We start from the raw sequence: 22,318 nt of genomic DNA, 5'->3' as shown, positions 1-22,318 counted from the left end.
CTTAAGCGCTTAGCTTGCCGGCGTGGACGACACACCCACCTGCGCGGGGCGCAAGAGCCGGTCGTACAGCATAAAGCCTTCTGCAGATACCTGGATGATGTCACCGGCGCGTGTTCCGGGCACGGGGGCCTCGAACATCGCCTCATGCACATTGGGGTCAAACCGATCGCCAACTTCTGGCGTGATCACCTGAATCCCGTGTTTCTGAAACACGTCCTTCAGCGCGCGCATGGTCAGTTCAACACCTTCCAGCAAAGCGCCTGCGACCTCTTTCTGCTCGTCGGTTGCGGCCTCAAGCGCGCGTTTCATATTGTCATAGACCGGCAGCATGTCACGGGCCAGTTTCGAGCCGCCATACTGTTCGGCATCGCGCCGTGCCTTGTCGCCGCGCTTGCGCGCGTTTTCCGCATCGGCCAATGCACGCATGAATTTGTCTTTGTAGTCGTCGCGCTCGGCGCGCAGCTCATCCAGCTCCAGCGCTTCTTCGCTGATCTCAGCAAATTCATCTGCCAGCTCTTCGGCCTCGGCCGTTGCGATATCGTCCAGAAAATCTTCGTTCTTGGGCTCTGCCATCTCTTACCCTCTAGCTCCGGTCGGATATCAGTTTGCCGACCAGTTGCGCCGTATAATCCACGATCGGCACGATCCGTCCATAATTCAGACGTGTGGGCCCGATGACCCCAACCGCACCGATTATCTTACGATCAGCGTTCATATATGGAGACACCACCAAAGAGGAACCCGAAAGTGAGAAAAGTTTGTTCTCAGACCCGATAAAAATGCGCACACCTTCGCCTTCTTCGGTCAATTCCAGAAATTCGGCGATGTCGCGCTTGCGTTCGAGGTCGTCAAACAGGGTGCGAATGCGCTCCAACTCATCTGCTTCGCCACGTTCACCCAGCAGATTCGCCCGCCCTCGGACGATCAAACGAGCCGAGTCGCCATCATCCCCGTCCCATGCGGCCATGCCGCTGTCGACCATTTCACGGGCCAGCACGTCAATTTCCTGTTTCCGCACATCGATCTGGGTCAGCATCTGACGGCGAACCTCGCTGATGGTGCGGCCCTCGATCAGCGCGTTCAGAAAATTCGCCGCTTCCCGCATCGAGCTGGGCGTTTGCCCGGGTGGCGGCTTGAACAGCCGGTTTTCCACCTGACCGTCGGAAAAGACCAAAACCACCAGGGCCCTGTCATGCCCAAGCGACACAAATTCGATATGTTTGATTTCCGCTTCGTGTTTCGGCGTCAAAACCAGCGAGGCCCCTTGTGTCACGTGTGACAAGGCCGCGCCGACACGATCAAGCATCCCGCCGACATCCCCCGAGTTAGCGCCCAGTGTGTCGTCCAGCTTCTGCCGGTCATCCGCGCCCAGATCACCGACCTCCAGCAATCCGTCCACGAACATCCGTAACCCGTGTTGCGTCGGAATCCGCCCCGCACTGACATGAGGGCTGTCGAGCAGGCCCAGAAACTCAAGATCCTGCATCACATTGCGAACCGTCGCCGCACTGACTTTTTCCGACAAAGTGCGCGTCAGGGTACGGCTGCCGACAGGCTCACCGCTATCCAGATAGCTTTCGACAATCAGCCGAAACACCTCGCGCGACCGGTCATTCATCTCGTTCAGAATTTTGCTTGCGTCACTCATCGGCAATCCTCTGCTGGATGGCCATTAAATAGCAGGTAGGCGAAAGGTCAATCAGGGTTGCATCCTGACGCTGCGGGGCGGTATCCCCAAACCAGCAAACAAAGGAATTCCCATGCGACCCTCAGGACGTGATCTAAACGAAATGCGCGCCGTTTCAATCGAAACGGGATTTACCAAACATGCCGAAGGTTCCTGCCTGATTAAGATGGGCGATACCCATGTGTTGTGCACTGCCACGATCGAAGATCGCGTGCCACCGTTCATCAAGGGTTCGGGCCTGGGCTGGGTTACCGCTGAATACGGCATGCTGCCCCGTGCGACCAATACACGGATGCGGCGCGAGGCTGCCAGCGGTAAGCAGGCTGGTCGTACCGTGGAAATCCAGCGTTTGATCGGCCGAGCCCTGCGTGCAGGTGTCGATCGAGTTGCCTTGGGTGAACGCCAGATCACCGTCGACTGCGATGTGATCCAGGCCGATGGTGGCACCCGATGTGCCTCGATCACAGGCGGTTGGGTTGCGCTGCGTCTTGCGGTCAACAAGCTAATGAAAACGGGTGACGTGATCTCGGACCCGCTGGTTGACCCGGTTGCAGCTGTGTCCTGCGGTATTTACGCCGGTCAACCGGTGCTGGATCTGGATTACCCCGAAGACAGCGAAGCCGGCGTGGACGGCAACTTTATCATGACCGGGTCCGGCAAATTGATCGAAGTTCAAATGAGCGCGGAGGGCTCGGTCTTTAGCCGCGTTCAGATGGATCAACTAATGGATCTGGCTGAACAGGGCGTTAGTGAACTGGCTGCTGCGCAAAAGGCCGCCACCGCATGACCCGCAAGTTCGACGGCGATAGGTTGCTGGTGGCCACGCATAACAAAGGCAAGCTTGAGGAGATGGCACATCTGCTTGAACCCTTTGGCGTCACTGTTATCGGCGCCGCTGACATGGACCTGCCTGAACCGGAAGAGACCGAGGATACATTCGTCGGCAATGCCCGGATCAAGGCCCATGCCGCCGCCAAAGCCACCGGCCTTCCTGCCCTGTCGGACGATTCCGGGATCACCGTCGACGCGCTGGATGGCGCGCCGGGCGTATATACCGCCGATTGGGCAGAAACCGGCAATGGCCGCGATTTCCTGATGGCGATGACACGCGCACATGAGGAGCTTGAGGCGAAGAACGCCGCCCATCCCCGCACCGCACAATTTCGCTGCACGTTGGTTTTGGCCTGGCCCGACGGGCATGATGAGGTGTTCGAAGGCATCGCCCCCGGTCACTTGGTCTGGCCCATTCGCGGTACGGACGGCTTTGGTTATGATCCAATGTTTGTGCCCGAGGGTCATGACATTACCTTTGCCGAGATGGATCGCTGGGAAAAGAACAAGATCAGCCATCGCGGTCGCGCGGTTGAGATGTTCGTGAAAGGCTGTTTTGGCGGATGATTGGCGCAATGGGGGCTTTGGCCTGTATGTGCATTGGCCCTTTTGCGAGGCCAAATGCCCCTATTGCGATTTCAACAGCCATGTTTCAAAAAATATAGATCAAAAACAATGGCTTGATGCATATCTGGTCGAGCTGCGCCGTAGCGCTTCCGAAACCCCCAACCGTGTCCTGAACACCATCTTCTTTGGCGGCGGCACCCCGTCTCTGATGGATCCCGAAACCGTCGCCGCAGTGATTGATACCGCCCGCGCCCTTTGGCACCCCGCCAATGACATGGAAATCACACTTGAAGCCAATCCCAGCTCGGTCGAGGCGGGACGGTTCGCAGCCTACCGGGAAGCAGGCGTCAACCGTATCTCAATGGGGGTTCAGGCGCTGAATGATGACGATCTGCGCCGGTTGGGCCGCATTCACAGCGTGGCCGAAGCGCGGGCTGCTTATGACATAGCCCGTCATTGTTTTGAACGGGTCAGCTTTGACCTGATCTATGCGCGGCAACATCAAACCCTTGATGCCTGGCGCGCAGAGTTGACCGAAGCCCTGTCGATGGCGGTCGATCACCTGTCGCTGTACCAACTGACCATAGAAGACGGAACCGCCTTTGGTGATCGCTATGCCGTGGGCAAGCTGCGCGGCCTGCCCTTGGATGATAGCGCCGCCGATATGTATCTGGCCACGCAAAAGATCTGCGAGGCTCATGGTTTGCCCGCCTATGAGGTATCGAACCACGCCCGCCCCGGCGCGGAATCACAGCACAATCTGATCTATTGGCGCTATGGTGACTATGTCGGCATTGGCCCCGGCGCCCATGGACGGATCACCCAGAATGGCCAGAAATACGCGACTGAAACCTATCTGAATCCGCAGCGGTGGTTGGACGCGGCTTCCTGTGGTAGCGGAGAGAAAGAACGCGCCGCATTGTCGCGTGAAGATCAGGCAAGTGAATACCTTATGATGGGCCTTAGGGTTACCGGCGGGCTAGATATAGATAGATATATGGGAATATCAGGCCACCCCTTACCACAAGACCCATTGGGCCATCTTCAGGATATCGGCATGGTTCAAATGCTGGATGGTAGACTGATGGCCACAACCGACGGGCGGGCCGTCTTGAACGCGGTGATCCGCGAACTTTTGGGGTAGACCATGCAATATCTGTGGGCAGGGCTTGGATTGTTATGCGTCGGGCTGGCCGCTGTTGGGGTGGTGCTTCCCCTACTACCAACGGTTCCATTTCTGCTACTCGCCGCCTTCTTCTTTGCCCGCTCGTCTTCACGGCTGCATAGCTGGCTGATAACGCACCGACTGTTTGGCCCAATGATCGTCGATTGGCAGAGTTCAGGCGCGATTCGTCCGGCCGCAAAAAAGGCGGCCACCCTGTCGGTCACCGCCGTATTTGGACTATCGGTCATGATGTCTGCGCCGTCTCATGTCCTGATCATCCAGGCGATTGTACTAGGCGGCGTGATGTTCTTTATCTGGACCCGCCCTAGCGGCTGAGCTTGGAACAAAGATCATCCAGTTGATCCAGGTTCTCATAGGTCAGGACCACCTGCCCCGTTTCCGAGCCCGCTTTGTGATTGATCGCCACTTTCATCGCCAGAATCGCGGAAAGATCCTTTTCCAGCGCCCGGGTATCCGCATCTTTACCCGCATTCAGATCCCGAGACCTTGGTGCCGGTCGGGCCGCATCCCCCTGCTGTTGCTTCTTCACCAGCGCTTCCGTTGCCCGCACCGACAGCCCGTCTTTGACAATTTGCTTTGCAAGATCCGAGGCATTCTCGGCCGTGATCAGCGTCCGTGCATGGCCAGCCGATAATTTTCCTTCTATTACAAGGGTTTGTACATCCATTGGCAGGGACAACAGGCGCAGCAAATTGGCAATATGACTGCGGCTTTTGCCCAATGCTTCAGCCAGCTTTTCTTGCGTATGACCAAAGCGGTCCATCAGCTGCTTATAGCCGGCCGCCTCTTCCACCGCATTCAAATCCGCGCGCTGAATGTTTTCGATAATGGCGACTTCCAGAACCTCAGTGTCATCAAAATCGCGAACGATAACGGGGATATCATGCAACTGCGCCATTTGCGCCGCGCGCCAGCGGCGTTCACCCGCGACGATTTCATAATCGCCTTCGGCAATTTCTCGGACGATCAGAGGCTGAATGATCCCCTTCTCTTTGACCGAAGCGGCAAGCTCATCCAGATGTTCCCGGGCAAAGGTACGGCGCGGCTGATTTGGGTTTGCGTGAAGCTTTTCGATTGGAATCGTCAGGTCCGGCCGCCGTGAATCAGTTGGCACGCGTCCCTGGGGCTCTTGTGTGACATCTGCCATCAACGCCGAAAGCCCGCGACCCAACCCTCTTGGTTTTGATTTTCTGGCTGTCACAGGGTCCTCCTAGTACCGCTCAGACTGCGGTTTTATTGTTCTTATGCATGACTTCCCGGGCCAAATGCCGATAGGCCATCGCGCCCAGAGACCCCGAGTCATATTGCAAAACCGGCAACGCGTATGACGGAGCCTCACTGACCCGCACATTTCTGGGTATTTTGGTTTTAAATACCATCTCACCCAGATTGTCACGTGCGTCTTTTTCGACCTGACGGGACAAGTTGTTGCGGTTGTCATACATAGTCAGCACAACACCTTCGATTCTGAGGTCTGGATTCGCAGTCTGTCGCACCTCGCGAATGGTCAGCATGAGCTGAGACAAACCCTCTAATGCGAAGAACTCGCTTTGCAATGGCACCAGTACGGAATGCGCTGCGACCATCGCGTTTACCGTCAGAAGATTCAGCGAGGGCGGACAGTCAATCAGGACGAAATCCAGATCGTACTTATCAATAGCAGTCTGGCGTAACGCGTCATGCAGTAAATAGCTGCGTTTTTCGTTCGAAATCAGTTCGATATCGGCGGAACTGAGATCTACCGTAGCGGGGACAACGAGAATACCTTCAATCTCCGAGTCCTGAACGACCGCATCCAAAGGCGCATCATCCAGAATCAGATCATAAGTTGTCCAATCTCGATCCTCGACGCCTAAACCGGTTGAAGCATTTCCCTGTGGATCCAGATCAACCACTAAAACCCTGCATCCGGCCTCGGCCAGGCCTGCTGCCAAGTTTATGGCTGTTGTCGTCTTCCCAACCCCGCCCTTCTGGTTGGCTACCGCTATGATCCGGGGGCCTGAGGGACGAGATAGATCAACCACGTGATACTCCTTTGACCTTGAGGATGACGGCTTGGGGTTCTGTTAAACTTGTAATCGGATCACAGGTGAAATTCCATTCTTCCTGCGCATCCTGTACCTCTTTTTTCCAGCTTACACCTTTCGGCAACAAAGCGACGCCAGAATCGCCTAAATGTCTGTCACAAAAAGATAATAATACCCCGAGATCTGCCAAGGCGCGGGCAGACAAAACATCTGCATTCAGGGGGTCCACCGCTTCAATGCGTTTCGCCACCACTTTACAGTTTGCGCCACATTCCCGGGATACATTGCGTAAAAACGCAGATTTTCGCTGATCGCTTTCAACAAAGGTAAATTTTGCGTCTGGCGCTTCTTCAATCGCCATGATTGCACAGACCATACCAGGAAACCCGCCACCACTTCCAATATCAACCCAATGCGAAAAGTTCTCGGCACATCGAAAAACCTGAACGGAATCCAAAATGTGCCGTGTCCAGATTTCGGACAAGCTTTTGCGCGATACGAGGTTGATTTTCGGGTTCCAGCGCTCGACAAGGGCAACATATGTTGCCAGTCGATCAAATGTTTCACGTGAAACATTCAGACCGTCAAACAGCTCTTCCTTCATGCTTTGCGCACCCTCTGATCTCGGCGAAGCTTGGCCAACACCAAAGTCAGCGCTGCCGGCGTCACACCCTCTATCCGGCTTGCCTGCGCTACGTTCTCGGGACGGGCGTTGGACAACTTCTGCTTCATCTCTGACGACAGCCCATCCAATGCGAAGAAGTCAAAATCACGCGGAATCTCATAGGCTTCATCGCGTTTCATCGCTTCGACATCACGTCTTTGCCGCTCGATATAGTTCGCATACAGCGCATCGCGTTCCACTTGCTGCCGAATGCCTGAATCAACGTCCTGCAACTCAGGAATCAAGGGAACAAGGTCCTCAAAGCTCACATCAGGAAAGGCCAAAATCGCCATACCATCGCGGCGATTGCCATCCTGATTGACCTTGATACCAGCTTCTCGCACTTCTTTCGGAGTATAGGTATGATCTGTGAGCTTCTTTTTTGCAGCCTCCAACTTCTCCATTTTTTCAGAGAAGTGCTTGCGGCGCGTCTCGCTTACGCAACCTAGGCGTATGCCAATAGGTGTCAGTCGTTGGTCGGCATTATCGGCGCGCAAAGACAATCTAAACTCTGCCCGTGAGGTAAACATCCGATAAGGTTCCGCCACTCCGCGAGTAGTCAGGTCATCGACCATGACGCCAATATAACTGTCGGAACGCGTGAAATGGATTGGATCCCGACCCGAGACCTGAAGGGCAGCATTGAGGCCAGCCACCATTCCCTGAGCTGCAGCTTCCTCATATCCTGTGGTGCCGTTAATCTGACCCGCAAGATATAGTCCTGGCGCCTCAGGCAACGACAGTGATGATGTCAGAACGCGAGGATCTACGTAGTCATATTCGATGGCGTAGCCAGGTTGGAGGATCTCTGCCTTTTCCAGCCCCTTAATGGATCTGACATAATCGACCTGAACATCCTGTGGCAGTGAGGTAGAAATTCCATTCGGATAGATTGTGTGATCATTCACACCTTCTGGCTCGAGGAAAATCTGATGAGATTCCTTATCCGCAAACCGCACAATCTTATCTTCGATCGAAGGGCAATATCTGGGGCCTATACCGTCAATATGTCCCCCATACATCGCCGATCTGGAAAGATTCTTTTCAATGATCTCATGTGTTCTGGCATTGGTATGCGTAATCCCGCAAGAAATCTGCGGTGCCACCACCCCCATCGAAAGGAATGAGAACAGCGTAGGTTCATCATCGCCGTCCTGACGTTCGAGACCTGACCAATCAATCGTCCGACCATCCAGCCGGGGCGGTGTCCCTGTTTTCAAGCGTCCTAGCGGCAGGTTAAGGCGATCCAAACGCTCGGCCAGCTTTACCGAGGGACGGTCCCCCATACGCCCGCCAGGGCGCGATACGTCACCAATGTGAATAACGCCTCTCAAAAATGTCCCAGACGTCAGGATCACAGCGCCGGCCCGTATTTCAGACTCATCCGCCAATCGAATTCCGGTAACAGCAGGTCCATTCACCAGGAAATCTGTCACCTCGCCGACTACGACGCTGAGGTTCGGCTGTGCCGTGGTTTCTCGCTGCATCGCAGCTCGGTACAAAGCCCGGTCTGCCTGCGTTCTGGGCCCCTGAACTGCGGGGCCTTTACGGCGATTCAGCAAACGAAACTGAATTCCCGCCTGGTCTGCGACGCGCCCCATCACCCCGTCCAACGCGTCAATTTCGCGAACAAGATGCCCTTTGCCGAGGCCCCCAATAGCGGGGTTACAGGACATTACGCCGATATCAGTGGCCGACAGAGTCACAAGGGCGGTAGTCGCACCCATCCGGGCGGCCGCATGGGCCGCTTCTGTTCCGGCGTGGCCCGCTCCGATAACGACGACGTCAAAATCCGAATGTTTCACGTGAAACACTCCTTACTTTCCCAGGCAGAAGCTTGAGAATATTTCATCCAACAAGTCTTCTACACCAATTCTGCCAACCAGAGCTTCCAAAGCGCGGATCGCGGTTCTCAGTTCCTCGGCTGCGATATCATACAGGTCGGGACCTGATTCCAGAACAGCGATTGCAGCACTAAGTGCATCGCGCGCTGTGATCAGCGCTATACGATGCCTTTCACGCGTAGCGATACCATGGGTAGTAGTACGATCACCTAAAACACGCGATATGTTGGAAATCAACCGATCCACACCCTGCCCGGTTTTCCCTGAGATTCCTTCATCAGAACTGTTTCTCAGATCGGATTTCGGAAGAACCTGAATATCTCCCTCCAACAGCTGAACGCCCAGCTCTTTTGGATCATCAGTCAGAAATACGCGCAGATCGGCGGCCTCGGCGCGCTTTTTGGCCCGCTCAATTCCCAGGCTTTCGACGTGATCGTCGGTTTCCCGCAAGCCCGCTGTATCCAACAAAGTAACGGGAAGTCCCTCAAGGTCCATTCGAACTTCAATCACATCGCGCGTGGTGCCGGCATATTCCGACGTGATCGCTGCTTCGCGACCGGCCAGAGCATTCAGCAATGTCGACTTTCCAGCATTTGGCAAGCCAACAATCGCAACCTCGAACCCGGTTCGAATGCGTTCCGCAATACGAACCCCTTCAGCTTCACGTTGTAGATCTGCAATGACATCTGTGATCAACTGGCGCACTTCAGGGGTAACATCGGTTGGCACCTCTTCATCGGCAAAATCAATCACTGCCTCAAGCAGCGATGCGGCGCGAATCAAATCGCGCCGCCAGCGTTCAGCCAAATTCCCAAGCTCTCCGGCCAGAATGATCTGTGCTTGCTTGCGTTGAGCTTCTGTCTCAGCGTCGATCAGATCGGCAAGGCCCTCGACCTGTGTCAAATCCATTTTGCCGTTTTCCAAGGCACGGCGGGTGAATTCCCCGGGATCGGCCAGGCGCAAACCGTCCATGTCCGCAAGGCAGCGCATGACGGCGTTGACCGCCGCTGTACTGCCGTGAATCTGTAGCTCTGCCACGTCTTCGCCAGTAAAGCTGGCCGGGGCCTGGAAGGTCAGAACTACCCCATCATCCAGGCGCGATCCGTCTTTGCCATACAGGCTGCGCACCCGCATCCCGCGGGAGGGCAAAGCAGCACCGGAAAGAGCAGCCGCGGCAGGATGCGCCAAGGGGCCCGAGAGACGGATGACCGCCACCCCTGCCTTGCCTTGCGCGCTGGCCAAGGCGAATATCGTATCCATTCGACCGCCTCGCTTGCGTCCAGGACCTGTGTCAGGTGTTCATCGAATCGAAGAACTCGCCATTTGTCTTGGTCTGTTTCAACTTGGACAACAGGAACTCGATCGCATCGGTAGTGCCCATCGGGTTCAGGATACGGCGCAGAACAAAGGTCTTGGCCAGATCACCCTTATCGACCAGCAAATCCTCTTTCCGCGTACCGGATTTGAGGATGTCGATAGCCGGGAACACGCGCTTATCCGCGATCTTACGATCCAGAACAATTTCCGAGTTACCGGTGCCTTTGAATTCTTCGAAGATGACTTCGTCCATCCGGCTGCCGGTATCAATCAGCGCAGTGGCGATGATGGTCAGCGAGCCGCCTTCTTCGATATTCCGTGCCGCACCAAAGAATCGCTTAGGTCGTTGCAGAGCGTTTGCATCCACACCGCCGGTCAGAACCTTACCCGAGGATGGAACCACGGTGTTAAATGCCCTACCAAGTCTTGTGATCGAGTCGAGAAGAATAACAACATCTCGTTTATGCTCGACCAAACGCTTGGCTTTTTCGATAACCATCTCAGATACGGCAACGTGGCGGGTGGCGGGTTCGTCAAAGGTCGACGACACGACCTCGCCCTTCACCGAACGCTGCATGTCGGTCACCTCTTCCGGCCGCTCGTCGATCAGTAGGACGATCAGATAGCACTCAGGGTGGTTCTTTTCGATCGAGTTCGCAATATTCTGCAGGATCACCGTCTTACCGGTCCGTGGCGGTGCCACAATCAACGACCGCTGACCTTTACCGATCGGCGAAACCAGATCGATGACACGGGCGGACTTGTCCTTGATGGTTGGGTCTTCGACCTCCATCTTCAGGCGCTCATCCGGATAAAGCGGTGTCAGGTTGTCGAAAGCAACTTTATGCCTGGCTTTCTCGGGATCTTCGAAATTGATTTTGGTGACCTTGATCAGTGCGAAATACCGTTCGTTCTCGTCCGGCGCCTTGATATCACCTTCGACCGTATCACCGGTGCGCAACGAATGCTGGCGGATCATTTCTGGCGAGACATAGATATCATCAGGACCGGGCAAATAGTTCGCCTCGGGCGAACGCAGGAACCCGAACCCATCTTGCAGAACTTCAAGTACACCATCGCCGCCCACGGTCCAGCCTTCATCTGCGCGTTCGCGCAGAATCTGGAACATCATCTCGCCTTTTCGCATGGTCGAGGCGTTTTCGATCTCAAGCTCTTCGGCCATCGCCAAAAGGTCTTTGGGGCTTTTGGCTTTCAGATCGGCCAGATTGAGGGATTCATTAGACATGATGATGAGAACCTTGGCCGCATGGATGCGGCTCGAACTGGAATTTCAATACGGAAGATACGCCGCCCGGACGGGCGTGTTACGCGATAAATAAGCGCTTACCTACAAAGAGTCAAATAGCTGCTCAGAACTTCAGAACGACCGCCAGAACGATGATAACCATCAAAATGGTAGGCACCTCGTTCATCATGCGATACTGCCGCCCAGTGAGCGTATTTCGGCCCTCTAAGAAGTCCTTTCGACGTACCATCAGCCAGTAGTGGAACCAAGTCATCGCAATCACTGCTGCGCCTTTGACCCAGGGCCAGGCAAAATCCCAGCCGACTATGCCTGGAGTGAATACCATGATCAGGCCGCAGGTCCAGGCCATGTACATCGCCGGGCGCATGATCACCCGCAGCAGCTTTTCTTCCATTTCAAAGAAGATCTCCTGCGCCCCGTCAACGCCTTGGGCTTTTTCTACGTGATAGACGTACAATCTAGGCAGATAGAACAAACCGGCCATCCAAGAGATCACGGCCATGATGTGCAGGGACTTCACCCAAGGGTAGATGGTGAAAAGAAGATCAGTCATTCCAGCTCCGGGCGTGGTTTGGATCTCTCCCTATAAAAAAAATAGGAAAAGAGAAAGGATGATGGTTTTGTAGGGAGATCAAATTCCGTGGATTACTTATTTACCCATCTGTTTTCCCCAGGTGGATAGTTTCACCTGAGAACTGGGTAATACTGTTGATTTCATAAAAAACAACAATAAAACAATATGTTATGATTATATAGGACGTAGAATTCAGGGGATAACTTGATGAATAAGCTGGGATATCCCGCTTGTCCCGATGTTCAAAGTTATCCTTGTCCAGACTGGACAGGGTTCGGGCGACTCATAGAAGTTTTCCGCGAAAACACCGGGCTTGCGTGTCAACAGGAAAACCATACAAACCATCCTTGAACGATCAACCATTTGCTCAGGGGGTTTTCCACATTTCTGTCCCCATCATATTGGCCTCGGGGTCATCCATTCGCGCGCAGTTGCTAGAGAATGCGGGCGTGCGGTTTACCGTTCAAACTGCACGCGTGGACGAAGAGACCGCCAAACGGGCTTTGCTGGCCGAAGAGGCATCTCCACGTGATATTGCCGATACTCTGGCAGAGATGAAAGCCCGCAAGGTCAGCGACAAGGTGCCGGGGCCGATGGTTCTGGGATGTGATCAGGTGCTGGATTTCGAAGGTCAGCTTTTGTCCAAACCGCAATCGCCCGAGGATGCGCTGGCGCAGCTCAAAGCGATGCGGGGCAAGCGGCATATGCTGTTATCCGCAGCCGTCATCTATCAGAATGGCGAGCCGATCTGGCGACATGTAGGTCAGGTGCGCCTGCGGATGAGGATGAGTTCGGACGCCTATCTACGCGACTATGTTGCGCGCAACTGGGACAGCATCCGCCACGCTGTCGGGGCCTATAAGCTTGAGGAAGAAGGCGTGCGGCTGTTCGCAACCATTGACGGTGACTATTTTAACGTTTTGGGTATGCCCCTATTGGAGCTGTTGAATTTTCTTGCGGTCAAAGGGGTGATTGATCAATGAGTGGTAAGCAGATCCCGCTGGCGGGTGTGATCGGGCATCCGATTTCCCATTCGAAATCCCCAATACTGCATGGCCATTGGCTGAAAACTTATGGCCTGGCCGGTCACTATATCCCCATGGACGTCGCACCGGATGATCTTGAGGCTGTTCTACGAACCTTGCCCAAAGCCGGATTTGTCGGGGCCAACATCACAGTGCCCCATAAAGAGGTGGCCTTGGATCTGGCGGATACGGCTTCGGACCGGGCCAGGCAGATCGGGGCTGCTAATACGCTTGTGTTTCAGCCCGACGGTTCGATCCATGCGGATAACACCGATGGGTACGGGTTCATGCAGAACCTGCGCAGCGGCGCCCCAGATTGGATTCCAGCGGATGGCCCCGCGGTTGTCTTTGGTGCCGGAGGCGCCGCGCGTGCGGTTCTTCAAGCGTTGGTCGATGCCGGTGTGCCCGAGATTTTGTTAACCAATCGGACGCGCTCACGTGCAGATCGCCTGAAGGAAGAGTTTGGCACGACCATAACGGTGGTGGATTGGTTGAAAGCGGGCAACGTGGTTGAAGATGCGGAACTTGTGGTCAACACAAGTTCGCTTGGGATGCACGGCCAGCCCGAGCTGCGGGTGCCTCTGGACGGGTTACAGCCCGGTGCCATTGTCACCGATCTGGTCTATGCGCCACTTAAGACACGCTTGCTGGAAACAGCAGAACAGGCGGGATGCACACCCGTAGATGGCCTTGGCATGTTGCTGCATCAGGCCGTACCTGGATTTGAAAGCTGGTTTGGGGTGCGCCCTGAAGTCACTTCTGATTTGCGTGCTGCGGTGCTGGGATGAGCTTTGCACTTGGCCTGACCGGTTCTATCGGCATGGGAAAAAGCACAACTGCCAGCATGTTCGTCGACGAAGGCTGTGCGTTGTGGGACGCAGATGCCGCCGTGCATCGGCTATACGCGCGTGGCGGGACAGCGATCAAGCCGATGCATAGGGCGTTTCCTGAGGCCATTATCGACGGCGCGGTTAGCCGGGAAGTATTGAAACGATTCATTTCAGCAGACCCGGCGGCGCTGAAAGCGATTGAGGCCATTGTTCACCCGCTGGTGGCGGCGGATCGAGCGGCGTTCCGGGAACAAGCCACCGCAGATATTCTGGTTTTCGATATTCCCCTGCTATTTGAAACCGATGGAGATGCGGCGATGGATGCGGTCGCCTGTGTCTCGGTCCCAGCTGACGAGCAGAAACGCCGCGTGATGGCGCGCGGTACCATGACCGAGGCGCAATTCGAGCAGATCAAAGCCAAGCAGATGCCGAATGACGAAAAATGCGCGCGGTCTGATTTTGTGATCGTCACGGACAGTCTGGACCACGCCCGCGCGCAAGTGCAGGATGTGGTGAGACAGATACGGGCAGGGCTGACAGATGCGTGAGATCGTACTCGATACAGAAACCACAGGCTTTGATCCTGAAAGCGGCGACCGGATTGTGGAAATCGGTGCGGTTGAGCTTTGGAATCACGTCGCCACGGGCGAAACCTATCACGTCTATATCAACCCTCAACGGTTCATGCCCGAAGAGGCGTTTGGCGTGCACGGCATTGGCCCCGACCTGCTGGAACCACCCCGCCCGGTGGAAAAAGGTCAGGTCACGCTTAAGGACAAGCCGGTTTTTGCCAAGGTTGGTCAGGGGTTTCGGGATTTTGTCGCGGATTCGAAACTGGTGATCCACAACGCGTCATTCGACATGAAGTTTCTGAATGCCGAGCTGGGCTGGATGGGACTGCCGCCGATCCCGATGGATCAGGCACTGGACACGCTGGCGATTGCGCGCAAACGGTTTCCGGGCTCGCCCGCCTCGCTGGATGCATTGTGCCGGCGGTTCAACATAGACAACTCGAACCGGGTCTTGCACGGGGCGTTGCTCGACTCTGAAATTCTGGCTGAGGTCTATCTTGAGCTGATCGGCGGACGTCAGCCAGATTTCGGGCTGTCGACCTCTGCGTCTTCTTCGGTTGGCGGAGCAGAAGAGTGGCGGCCATCGCCGCGCAAAGATGCCTTGCCGTCCCGGATCACCCAAGACGAGCGCGCGGCGCATGAGAAATTTATTGATAAACTGGGCGAAAACGCCCTTTGGTCCCGCGCCTGAGGTCACTCCGGCGCGGGTAAGGCTGATCAGGCCTGTGTTTTTTGCGTCTCGGCCTGACGGCGCATCAATTCATTCCGGTACAGGCTGACAAAATCGATGTTGTCCAGGTTCACCGGCGGATACCCACCGTCGCGCGTGATGTCGCTGACGATGCGTCGCAGGAACGGGAACAGCATCCGCGGGCATTCGATCATCAGGAACGGATGCAGCTGGTCTTCGGCAACACCTTCCACATGGAACAGGCCGCAATAATCCAGCTCGCACAGGAACAGGATGTCTTCCATGCCCTTGGCTTTGGATTTGAGGTTCAGCTTGATCGACACCTCGTATTGATGCTCAGCCGGGCGCTTTTTGGCGTCCAGATTGACCTGAACCGCGATCTCGGGCTGGACATCGCCAGACACGCCTTTTTGCGCCATCACGTTTTCAAAGGACATATCGCGAATGAATTGTCCCAGAACGCGCATCTGGATCTGGGGTGCGGTCTGGGCCGCGGTGTTTTCTTGGGCGCCGTCTTCGGCCATGGGTCTACTCCGAAACTGAAATTCGCCACTGCTTAGCAAGTTGGGCGAGGCACCTCAATGCTGGTGCGGCCCTTCGACCCATTTCGATGGCTTTGACGGGTTCTGACGGGGGCGAACCTCGGTGTATTCACCGTCGATCACATCGCCCTGGGTCGATGCTTGGGGCTCGGTCCTGAACTGCGTCCCGCCGCCCATCTGAAACTGCGTGATTGTGACCTTCGAGCGGAGATAACGGAATACAGAGACCCGGACGCCAGGGATTAACAGCGCAAATCCAACGGCATCGGTGAAAAACCCCGGTGTCAGCAGCAAGACACCAGACAGCAAGATCATCGCGCCATGGGCCAAAGGTTCGGTCGGGTCGTCAAGCTCTGCAAAGGATCGTTGCAGGTTTTCCAACGCCATGCGACCTTGTGTCCGCACCAAAGCGGTACCCAGAACGGCCGTTAGAACCACGATCGCAAGGGTTGGCCACAGTCCGATTAGCCCACCAACCTGAATGAACAGGCCGATTTCGATGATCGGAACAAGTAAAAAAGCCAGGAACAGGTACATTTGCATTATCCTTTACTGCAGGTCGGGCGGTAGACTTGTCCCGAACTGTCACCTACATAGTGGCAAGAGGCCGTGTATACAAAGTCGCGGTCTGACCAAGAGGATGAAATGAACGAACCAATGATCCAGTTGCTGGTCCTGGCCGGAATTGCCGTTTTCCTGATCCTGCGCCTGAAAAGCGTACTGGGTACACGTGAGGGTTTTGAGAAACCCCCGCTTCAACAACAGTCCGAAGCCAATAAGTCGCGCCGTGATTTTGAGGTGATTGAGGGTGGGCCAGATCACGACATTACCGATCACGTGCCCGAGGACAGCGAACAGGCGCAGACCCTATCCGCTATGAAACGGATCGAGCCGGGCTTTTCGGTGGGTGAATTTGTTCAGGGCTCTCGCGGCGCTTATGAGATGATCGTCATGGGGTTCGAAAAGGGCAATCTGGATGAAATCCAGCCCTTCCTGTCGGAAGAGGTGTTTGAAACCTTTGTTTCGGTCGTTGCCGCGCGCGAGGATCAGGGGCTGACCATCGAGGCCGAATTTATCGGTGTGCGCGAAACCACACTGGCAGATGTGAGCTTTGACAAGGATACCAACCAGGCCGAAATCACCATGAAATTTGTTGGTGAGCTGACTTCGGCCGTGCGGGATCGTGGTGGCGATATCATCGAGGGCAACCCAAACACGGTTAAACGTCAAAAGGACAGCTGGACCTTTGCCCGCGTTATGGGCTCGGACGATCCGAACTGGCTGCTTGTTGCCACGGACGCATGATTGCAGCGTTTCGGTCGCTTTTCCTGGTGGCTGTCATGACCACCTCTGCCAGCGCCGAGGTGACACGATCCATACTGTCCTATGATGACCTGAATGGTTGGGCCGCCGATGATCACGGGGCGGCCCTTTCGGTTTTTCTGAACACGTGCGGTGATCTGGATGATCCGGACTGGCAGGCATTGTGCGGCGTGGCACGCACCTATAAGCCCGATGCGGCCCGGTCATTTTTTGAGCTGTTCTTCCGTCCCGTTCTGGTCGAAGATGGGAAGGATGGCCTGTTCACAGGCTATTTTGAACCCGAACTGGACGGGTCCAAAACCAGATCGGAGCGGTATAGATACCCGATCTATAAAATGCCTCCTGAGGCGCGCGGAGCCGAAAAATGGTTATCCCGTCGCGATCTGCTGACCGGTGATGTCATGCAGGGCCGCGGTCTTGAAATCGCCTGGGTGGACGACCCAGTCGAGCTGTTCTTTCTGCAGATTCAGGGCTCAGGCCGTATCCGGTTGCCCGATGGGAGGGCGCTGCGGGTCGGTTATGGGGGCGCCAATGGGCATCCTTATCGTTCGATCGGGTCCGAACTGATCCGGCGCGGTGCCCTGGGTGCGCATCAGGTCAGTGCGCAGATGATCAAATCCTGGGTCCGCAAGAATCCCGAGGCGGGTACCGAATTGCTGTTTCACAACCCGTCTTATGTGTTCTTCCGCGAGGTGAATCGTGTTGCACCGGAATTTGGCCCTCTGGGTGCGATGAACCGTTCGGTCACTACCATGCGCAGCATTGCCGCCGATCCGGCATACACACCGCTGGGTGCTCCAGTCTGGGTCGAAAAGGACGGCAAGGATCCTTTGCGCAGGCTGATGATCGCTCAGGATACCGGGTCGGCCATCAAGGGCGCGCAACGGGCTGATATTTTCTTTGGAACCGGCGATGCCGCTGGGGCTGCAGCGGGGCGCCTGAAAGATCCGGGTCGCATGGTGGTTCTGCTGCCGATTCAGCGCGCATATGCTCTTTTACCGGACGAGTTCTGATGTCGCGCCGCAAATTGACCCCTGACGAAATGGATCTGTGGCGCAAGGTGACCAAACAGGCAGATCGCCTGCATCCCGAACTGCCGCAGTCGGTGCAACCCACCTCATTGCCCAAGCCGAAACCGACAAAGATCTTTAAGCCCCGGATAGAGGCGTTTGAAGTCGGGCAGAACGCGGCTGGCAGGGGTGTGCGGCATGTGTTGAAACCATCCGTTACCGAAGGGTTACGCGCCAACCCGGTGCAAATGGACAGCAAGGCTTTTGCCCGGATGAAACGTGGCAAGCTCCGGCCCGAGGGCAAGTTGGACCTGCATGGCTTGCGGATGGACACGGCCTATCCGGCGCTGGTGCGCTTTGTGCTGACGGCGCAGGCTTCGGGCAAGCGTCTGGTTCTGGTGGTGACCGGCAAAGGCAAGGACCGGGATGAGCCCGGCCCCATCCCCACTCCGCGCGGCGTCTTGCGCAATCAGGTACCGCAATGGCTGTCACTGCCGCCCTTGGCACAGGCTGTGATGCAGGTGACGCCTGCGCATATCAGCCATGGTGGTGACGGGGCCTATTACGTCTATCTGCGCCGCAGTCGCTAAAGCGTGCGTGCGGCGCGGCTGATGCCAATCCAGGTCAGCAGACATACCAGCAAAAAGAAGACGCCGATCCACAGGAACTGCGTGTCCAGCGGAACCCCCTGATCAATCAAAACGCCGGTCAGTCCGGGGCCAATCGCCGACCCAAGGACCATGACCGCCGTGGCCATGGCCTTGATCGCGCCAATATGACGGGTTCCATAGAATTCTGCCCAGAACGCGCTGGGCAAGGTGCTGTTTGCGCCGACGGTCAGCCCCAGAAAGACCAATGCAGCAACCGCACCCCCAATCGAGGTGCTTGCAGCCGCCAACATGAAGCCGATAGCTATTGGCACCTGATAAAAGGGCATCATTCGGGCGGTTCCCCATTTATCCAGCGCCCATCCCGCGACAAACATCGAGATCAGGGAAACACCTGTGTAGACGGGAAACAGCGCCACCAACTCGATATGTTGCCAGCCTTTGACCTCGGCCAGATGGACCTGATGAAAGAAGAAGGCGGTTATAAAGGCAGAAGGACCCAGCAAGGCGGGGGCCATGAACCAGAACAACGGGTTCAGCAAAGCGTCGGTGCGTGTCCAGTGCCGCCCCTGCATACCTGCCGCCGAGTACTCGCTGGCCAGACTTTGCGGTGTGCGCTCTTGCCGAAGCAAGCGCAGCAGAATCGGAATGCCGGTCACACAAATACCTGCCGAGATGATCCAGAGCAGGCGCCAATCCAAAAACACCATCGCAGCGACAAAGATTACGGGTAAAAGCGCTTCACCAACCGCAAATCCGACCGAGGCGATCGACAAGGCCTTGCCGCGCGTTGTGGTAAACCAACGCGCCATCGCGACCAAGGCAAGATGGGTGCTCATCCCCTGCCCGAACAGGCGCAACAGGAAGATCACCAGCGGTAGCAGGATCAGCCAGCGGTTCAACGCCATCGCTAGCGCCGCCACGGCTAGCCCAGCCAGGACAGCGGGGCCGAGCACACGCACCCGGAAGATATCCGTAAGCCCGCCCGCCCAGATCATGATGATGGCGGATGCGGTTGTACCCAGCGAATAGATCCCACCCCAGGCCCCATGGCTCAGCCCGAACGCCGCACGAATTTCGCCGGAAAAGATCGAGATGAAGAACGTTTGCCCAAAACAGGACAGAAAAGTCAGCAGAACTCCGGCGCCAAGCCATGAGGCATTTGCTTTCAGATAATGCCCCAGGTGAAAGGACATTACGGAGAGCTGACCTTGGCCTGCCCGGTCTCGGTCAGCTCAATCTCGGTCGCCCCGGTCGGGTTGCGGACCTCGGCGGGGGCGATCACGTCAATCCCGCGTTGCCTGCCAAAGGTACTGCTGACCCGGCGGGCGGAATTGATAATCGCCAAAAGCGCCGGAGAGGTTGCAGCCACGAAATGAGACGACCCGGCATCGCTGTTGAAGGCGGTCGTATCCAGAATACTGATCTTATATTCGGACAGCGCATCGGCCGAGCTGATATTTCCCAGACGTTCGCTTTTGGCGGTACCGCGCAGGCGTGCGGATATACTCAGCAGCCTGTCTTTGCGTGAGATCATCACAATGAACGGGTCAGGCAGCGTTTTGATGCTGTCCATCTGCGACCGGAACAGATCGACATCCAGATCCGGTGCGATCAGAACAACCCCTTCGATATTCCGATGCGACCAGCCCGGTTCGCGCAGCTCGGCCTGCCGCATCATCTCCATCGTCAGGGCGGTGCCCATGGAATGCGCCACAAGGATAACCCGATCGACCCCCATTGATTTCAGCTGGCGAACAGTTTGTTCCAGACCATCACGGGCGAACAGCATGCTGTCGATGTCATAGGCATAGCCATAACCCGTTGCCTGGCTTGGCCAGGAATAGACCATGGTTTCACCCGGTATTTCCAGATCATGTTCCAACTGCGCGGCGCGGAACACTGTTTCCGACTGGGTCGTGTTATAGCCGTGGATAAAGATCGAAACCTCGTCCACACCTCTTAGTCGCGAGGCAAGGCCCTGGGGTCCGGCAAGCTCGTCTTCATCAGCCATCACGAACTGATTTTCCGGGTCCGGGTCGGCATAGGAAAAATCCAATGTCCCGGGTGTGTGATTGGGTGGAATCGAGACCGTCATCTCGAGAAATTGCAGCTGATCGCTGCGGCGGTACCCATAGGATCCGTCCGCTTCGCGCGCGCGGGTGGTTGCTGCGTAAATGGTTTTGGGCGTGCCAATGTCCAGTGCCGAGGGCACGGTTTGAGATACGGTCCGGTCGACACATGCGGCAAGCGTTGCCGCAGTCAGGACAAAAATAATATAGCGCAGCACCTGTCGCCCCCTAAGGAATTTGCGCACACGCTACTCTATTCTGATCCCAGGTCCAGCGGGGTCAATGACGCGGACCGGCAAAAACCGGCTGGAGATATTACAGAACGTAACGGCTGAGGTCCGTAGACTTTGTCAGCTCACCAAGATTGTCGTCAACGAACTGTGCATTCACGGTGATTTCCAAACCGGCCTGATCGGGGGCTGTGAAAGACAATTCCTCGAATACGCGCTCCATCACGGTGTAAAGTCGACGTGCGCCGATATTCTCGACACTTTGGTTCACATCCGCTGCGATTTTCGCCAGGGCTGCGATGCCGTCCTCAGTAAAGCTGACCGTGACATCCTCGGTGCCCATCAAGGCAGTGTACTGGCGGGTCAGCGCGTTGTCTGTCTCGGTCAGGATGCGGACGAAATCCTCTTCGGTCAGTGCGCGAAGCTCGACACGGATCGGCAGGCGCCCCTGCAGTTCCGGCAACAGGTCGGACGGTTTGGCAATATGAAACGCGCCTGAGGCAATGAAAAGAATGTGGTCGGTTTTGACCGGCCCATGCTTGGTGGAGACGGTTGTGCCTTCGATCAGAGGCAACAGGTCACGCTGCACCCCCTCTCGGCTGACATCACCGCCGCGTGCGTCCGAACGGGCGCAAACCTTGTCGATCTCGTCCAGAAACACGATGCCGTTCTGTTCAACCGATTCCAGCGCCGCGCGGTTTACGGTTTCGTCATCCAACAGTTTGTCGGCCTCTTCTCCGATCAGCATGTCATAGCTTTCGGCGACGGTCAGGCGTTTCTTGACGGTGCGCCCGCCAAACGCCTTGCCGAAAATATCGCCCAGATTCATCATCCCCATCTGACTGCCGGGTTGGCCAGGGATATCGAACATCGGCATCTGGCTTGAGGTATCCGTCAGTTCCAGCTCGATCACTGTGTCGTCCAGCTCTCCGGATTTGAGCTTTTTGCGGAACATCTCGCGGGTGCCCTCACGCGCGTCTTCCCCGGCAATGGCAGTAATCACCCGGTCTTCGGCGGCCTGATGGGCCTTGGCTTTGACGTCCTCACGCATGAATTCACGGGTCTGCAGGATCGCGGCATCGGCCAGATCACGCACGATCTGTTCCACATCGCGGCCAACATATCCAACCTCGGTGAATTTGGTGGCCTCGACCTTGATGAAGGGTGCGCGGGCCAACTTGGCCAGACGCCGGCTGATCTCAGTCTTGCCAACGCCGGTGGGGCCGATCATCAGGATATTCTTGGGATAAACCTCATCCCGGATGTCATCAGCCAGTTGCTTGCGCCGCCAGCGATTACGCAGCGCCACGGCGACCGCGCGCTTGGCATCCTTCTGCCCGATGATAAAGCGATCCAGTTCCGAGACAATCTCGCGCGGGGTCAGGTCGGTCACGGGGGCAGTCCTTTCGGTCGGCATAAGTTGGCTGCGGTCTAGGTAATCACCGCAACGG

At 56.2% G+C, this 22,318-nt stretch carries 25 protein-coding genes; 11 read left to right on the top strand and 14 right to left on the bottom strand.

What is annotated here, in order from left to right:
• Window positions 1-9 precede the first annotated feature (9 nt).
• Together AC2FH8_RS15885 and hrcA are read right to left on the bottom strand one after the other, a co-directional pair.
• A complete protein-coding gene (locus tag AC2FH8_RS15885) occupies window positions 10-573 on the bottom strand; it encodes a nucleotide exchange factor GrpE (RefSeq protein ID WP_142637400.1) in 564 nt (187 codons plus the stop codon).
• A gap of 10 nt (window positions 574-583) precedes the next feature.
• Window positions 584-1,648, bottom strand: a complete 1,065-nt coding sequence (gene hrcA, locus AC2FH8_RS15880; protein ID WP_496690208.1) for a heat-inducible transcriptional repressor HrcA — start codon at window positions 1,646-1,648, stop codon at window positions 584-586.
• A gap of 112 nt (window positions 1,649-1,760) precedes the next feature.
• Between hrcA and rph the strand changes: the two genes are divergently transcribed.
• From rph to AC2FH8_RS15860, 4 genes are read left to right on the top strand one after another with little or no spacing between them, the layout of a single operon-like run.
• On the top strand, window positions 1,761-2,474 hold the full coding sequence (gene rph, locus AC2FH8_RS15875) for a ribonuclease PH (RefSeq protein ID WP_496690206.1): 714 nt from the start codon (window positions 1,761-1,763) through the stop codon (window positions 2,472-2,474).
• Window positions 2,471-3,085 carry an RdgB/HAM1 family non-canonical purine NTP pyrophosphatase gene (rdgB, locus tag AC2FH8_RS15870; RefSeq protein ID WP_496690205.1) on the top strand — a complete coding sequence of 205 codons (615 nt, stop codon included), beginning with the start codon at window positions 2,471-2,473 and terminating at the stop codon, window positions 3,083-3,085. Before rph ends, rdgB begins: the two co-directional genes overlap by 4 nt.
• The gene (gene hemW, locus AC2FH8_RS15865) at window positions 3,075-4,229 is read left to right on the top strand and encodes a radical SAM family heme chaperone HemW (protein ID WP_496690204.1); all 1,155 of its coding nucleotides are present in this window, start codon (window positions 3,075-3,077) and stop codon (window positions 4,227-4,229) included. The genes rdgB and hemW overlap by 11 nt, the downstream gene beginning before the upstream one ends.
• Window positions 4,230-4,232: 3 nt before the next feature.
• A complete protein-coding gene (locus tag AC2FH8_RS15860) occupies window positions 4,233-4,586 on the top strand; it encodes a YbaN family protein (protein WP_142637410.1) in 354 nt (117 codons plus the stop codon).
• On the opposite strand, the gene AC2FH8_RS15855 is transcribed toward AC2FH8_RS15860, so the two are convergent.
• The 7 genes from AC2FH8_RS15855 to AC2FH8_RS15825 form a co-directional block, all read right to left on the bottom strand.
• Complete coding sequence (locus AC2FH8_RS15855; RefSeq protein WP_142637412.1) at window positions 4,576-5,472, bottom strand: ParB/RepB/Spo0J family partition protein; 897 nt, start codon at window positions 5,470-5,472, stop codon at window positions 4,576-4,578. The two genes, AC2FH8_RS15860 and AC2FH8_RS15855, sit on opposite strands and share 11 nt — an antisense overlap.
• 19 nt (window positions 5,473-5,491) lie before the next feature.
• Window positions 5,492-6,295: a ParA family protein gene (locus AC2FH8_RS15850; protein WP_142637414.1), complete on the bottom strand. Its 804-nt coding sequence runs from the start codon at window positions 6,293-6,295 to the stop codon at window positions 5,492-5,494.
• The gene (gene rsmG / locus AC2FH8_RS15845; protein WP_142637416.1) at window positions 6,288-6,902 is read right to left on the bottom strand and encodes a 16S rRNA (guanine(527)-N(7))-methyltransferase RsmG; all 615 of its coding nucleotides are present in this window, start codon (window positions 6,900-6,902) and stop codon (window positions 6,288-6,290) included. The genes AC2FH8_RS15850 and rsmG overlap by 8 nt, the downstream gene beginning before the upstream one ends.
• On the bottom strand, window positions 6,899-8,767 hold the full coding sequence (gene mnmG, locus AC2FH8_RS15840) for a tRNA uridine-5-carboxymethylaminomethyl(34) synthesis enzyme MnmG (protein ID WP_496690203.1): 1,869 nt from the start codon (window positions 8,765-8,767) through the stop codon (window positions 6,899-6,901). The genes rsmG and mnmG overlap by 4 nt, the downstream gene beginning before the upstream one ends.
• Before the next feature lie 12 nt (window positions 8,768-8,779).
• On the bottom strand, window positions 8,780-10,066 hold the full coding sequence (gene mnmE / locus AC2FH8_RS15835; RefSeq protein WP_496690202.1) for a tRNA uridine-5-carboxymethylaminomethyl(34) synthesis GTPase MnmE: 1,287 nt from the start codon (window positions 10,064-10,066) through the stop codon (window positions 8,780-8,782).
• Between the two features lie 31 nt (window positions 10,067-10,097).
• Entirely contained in the window at window positions 10,098-11,369 is a 1,272-nt protein-coding gene (rho, locus tag AC2FH8_RS15830; RefSeq protein WP_142637421.1) for a transcription termination factor Rho, read from the bottom strand.
• 124 nt (window positions 11,370-11,493) lie between these two features.
• Window positions 11,494-11,943: a CopD family protein gene (locus AC2FH8_RS15825; protein WP_496690201.1), complete on the bottom strand. Its 450-nt coding sequence runs from the start codon at window positions 11,941-11,943 to the stop codon at window positions 11,494-11,496.
• Window positions 11,944-12,347: 404 nt separating this feature from the next.
• Here AC2FH8_RS15825 and AC2FH8_RS15820 point away from each other — a divergent pair, with 404 nt between their 5' ends.
• From AC2FH8_RS15820 to dnaQ, 4 genes are read left to right on the top strand one after another with little or no spacing between them, the layout of a single operon-like run.
• Window positions 12,348-12,947: a Maf family protein gene (locus tag AC2FH8_RS15820; RefSeq protein ID WP_142637605.1), complete on the top strand. Its 600-nt coding sequence runs from the start codon at window positions 12,348-12,350 to the stop codon at window positions 12,945-12,947.
• Entirely contained in the window at window positions 12,944-13,777 is an 834-nt protein-coding gene (locus tag AC2FH8_RS15815; RefSeq protein WP_496690200.1) for a shikimate dehydrogenase, read from the top strand. The genes AC2FH8_RS15820 and AC2FH8_RS15815 overlap by 4 nt, the downstream gene beginning before the upstream one ends.
• Complete coding sequence (coaE, locus tag AC2FH8_RS15810) at window positions 13,774-14,367, top strand: dephospho-CoA kinase (RefSeq protein ID WP_496690199.1); 594 nt, start codon at window positions 13,774-13,776, stop codon at window positions 14,365-14,367. The genes AC2FH8_RS15815 and coaE overlap by 4 nt, the downstream gene beginning before the upstream one ends.
• Complete coding sequence (dnaQ, locus tag AC2FH8_RS15805; protein WP_271950625.1) at window positions 14,360-15,082, top strand: DNA polymerase III subunit epsilon; 723 nt, start codon at window positions 14,360-14,362, stop codon at window positions 15,080-15,082. The genes coaE and dnaQ overlap by 8 nt, the downstream gene beginning before the upstream one ends.
• A 26-nt stretch (window positions 15,083-15,108) precedes the next feature.
• Here the strand turns inward: dnaQ and secB are convergent, their stop codons facing one another.
• Both secB and AC2FH8_RS15795 read right to left on the bottom strand, forming a co-directional pair.
• On the bottom strand, window positions 15,109-15,606 hold the full coding sequence (secB, locus tag AC2FH8_RS15800) for a protein-export chaperone SecB (RefSeq protein WP_142637430.1): 498 nt from the start codon (window positions 15,604-15,606) through the stop codon (window positions 15,109-15,111).
• 54 nt (window positions 15,607-15,660) lie between these two features.
• The gene (locus AC2FH8_RS15795) at window positions 15,661-16,161 is read right to left on the bottom strand and encodes an FxsA family protein (RefSeq protein ID WP_496690198.1); all 501 of its coding nucleotides are present in this window, start codon (window positions 16,159-16,161) and stop codon (window positions 15,661-15,663) included.
• Between the two features lie 108 nt (window positions 16,162-16,269).
• Here AC2FH8_RS15795 and AC2FH8_RS15790 point away from each other — a divergent pair, with 108 nt between their 5' ends.
• Genes AC2FH8_RS15790 through AC2FH8_RS15780 form a run of 3 tightly spaced genes read left to right on the top strand, consistent with a single transcriptional unit; the run spans window position 16,270 to window position 18,547 of the window.
• A complete protein-coding gene (locus AC2FH8_RS15790) occupies window positions 16,270-16,929 on the top strand; it encodes a Tim44/TimA family putative adaptor protein (protein ID WP_142637434.1) in 660 nt (219 codons plus the stop codon).
• Window positions 16,926-17,960, top strand: coding sequence for a murein transglycosylase A (gene mltA, locus AC2FH8_RS15785; RefSeq protein WP_496690197.1), 1,035 nt, complete (start codon window positions 16,926-16,928; stop codon window positions 17,958-17,960). Before AC2FH8_RS15790 ends, mltA begins: the two co-directional genes overlap by 4 nt.
• On the top strand, window positions 17,960-18,547 hold the full coding sequence (locus tag AC2FH8_RS15780) for a Smr/MutS family protein (RefSeq protein WP_496690196.1): 588 nt from the start codon (window positions 17,960-17,962) through the stop codon (window positions 18,545-18,547). The genes mltA and AC2FH8_RS15780 overlap by 1 nt, the downstream gene beginning before the upstream one ends.
• Here AC2FH8_RS15780 and AC2FH8_RS15775 read toward each other — a convergent pair.
• The 3 genes from AC2FH8_RS15775 to hslU form a co-directional block, all read right to left on the bottom strand.
• Complete coding sequence (locus AC2FH8_RS15775; protein ID WP_496690195.1) at window positions 18,544-19,761, bottom strand: MFS transporter; 1,218 nt, start codon at window positions 19,759-19,761, stop codon at window positions 18,544-18,546. The genes AC2FH8_RS15780 and AC2FH8_RS15775 overlap by 4 nt on opposite strands.
• Complete coding sequence (locus AC2FH8_RS15770; RefSeq protein WP_142637442.1) at window positions 19,761-20,855, bottom strand: alpha/beta hydrolase; 1,095 nt, start codon at window positions 20,853-20,855, stop codon at window positions 19,761-19,763. Before AC2FH8_RS15770 ends, AC2FH8_RS15775 begins: the two co-directional genes overlap by 1 nt.
• Window positions 20,856-20,952: 97 nt before the next feature.
• Entirely contained in the window at window positions 20,953-22,260 is a 1,308-nt protein-coding gene (hslU, locus tag AC2FH8_RS15765) for an ATP-dependent protease ATPase subunit HslU (protein WP_142637444.1), read from the bottom strand.
• Window positions 22,261-22,318 lie beyond the last annotated feature (58 nt).

The sequence above is a fragment of the Ruegeria sp. CDSC025 genome (assembly GCF_059610805.1).
This window is presented reverse-complemented; position numbering and strand designations above follow the sequence as displayed.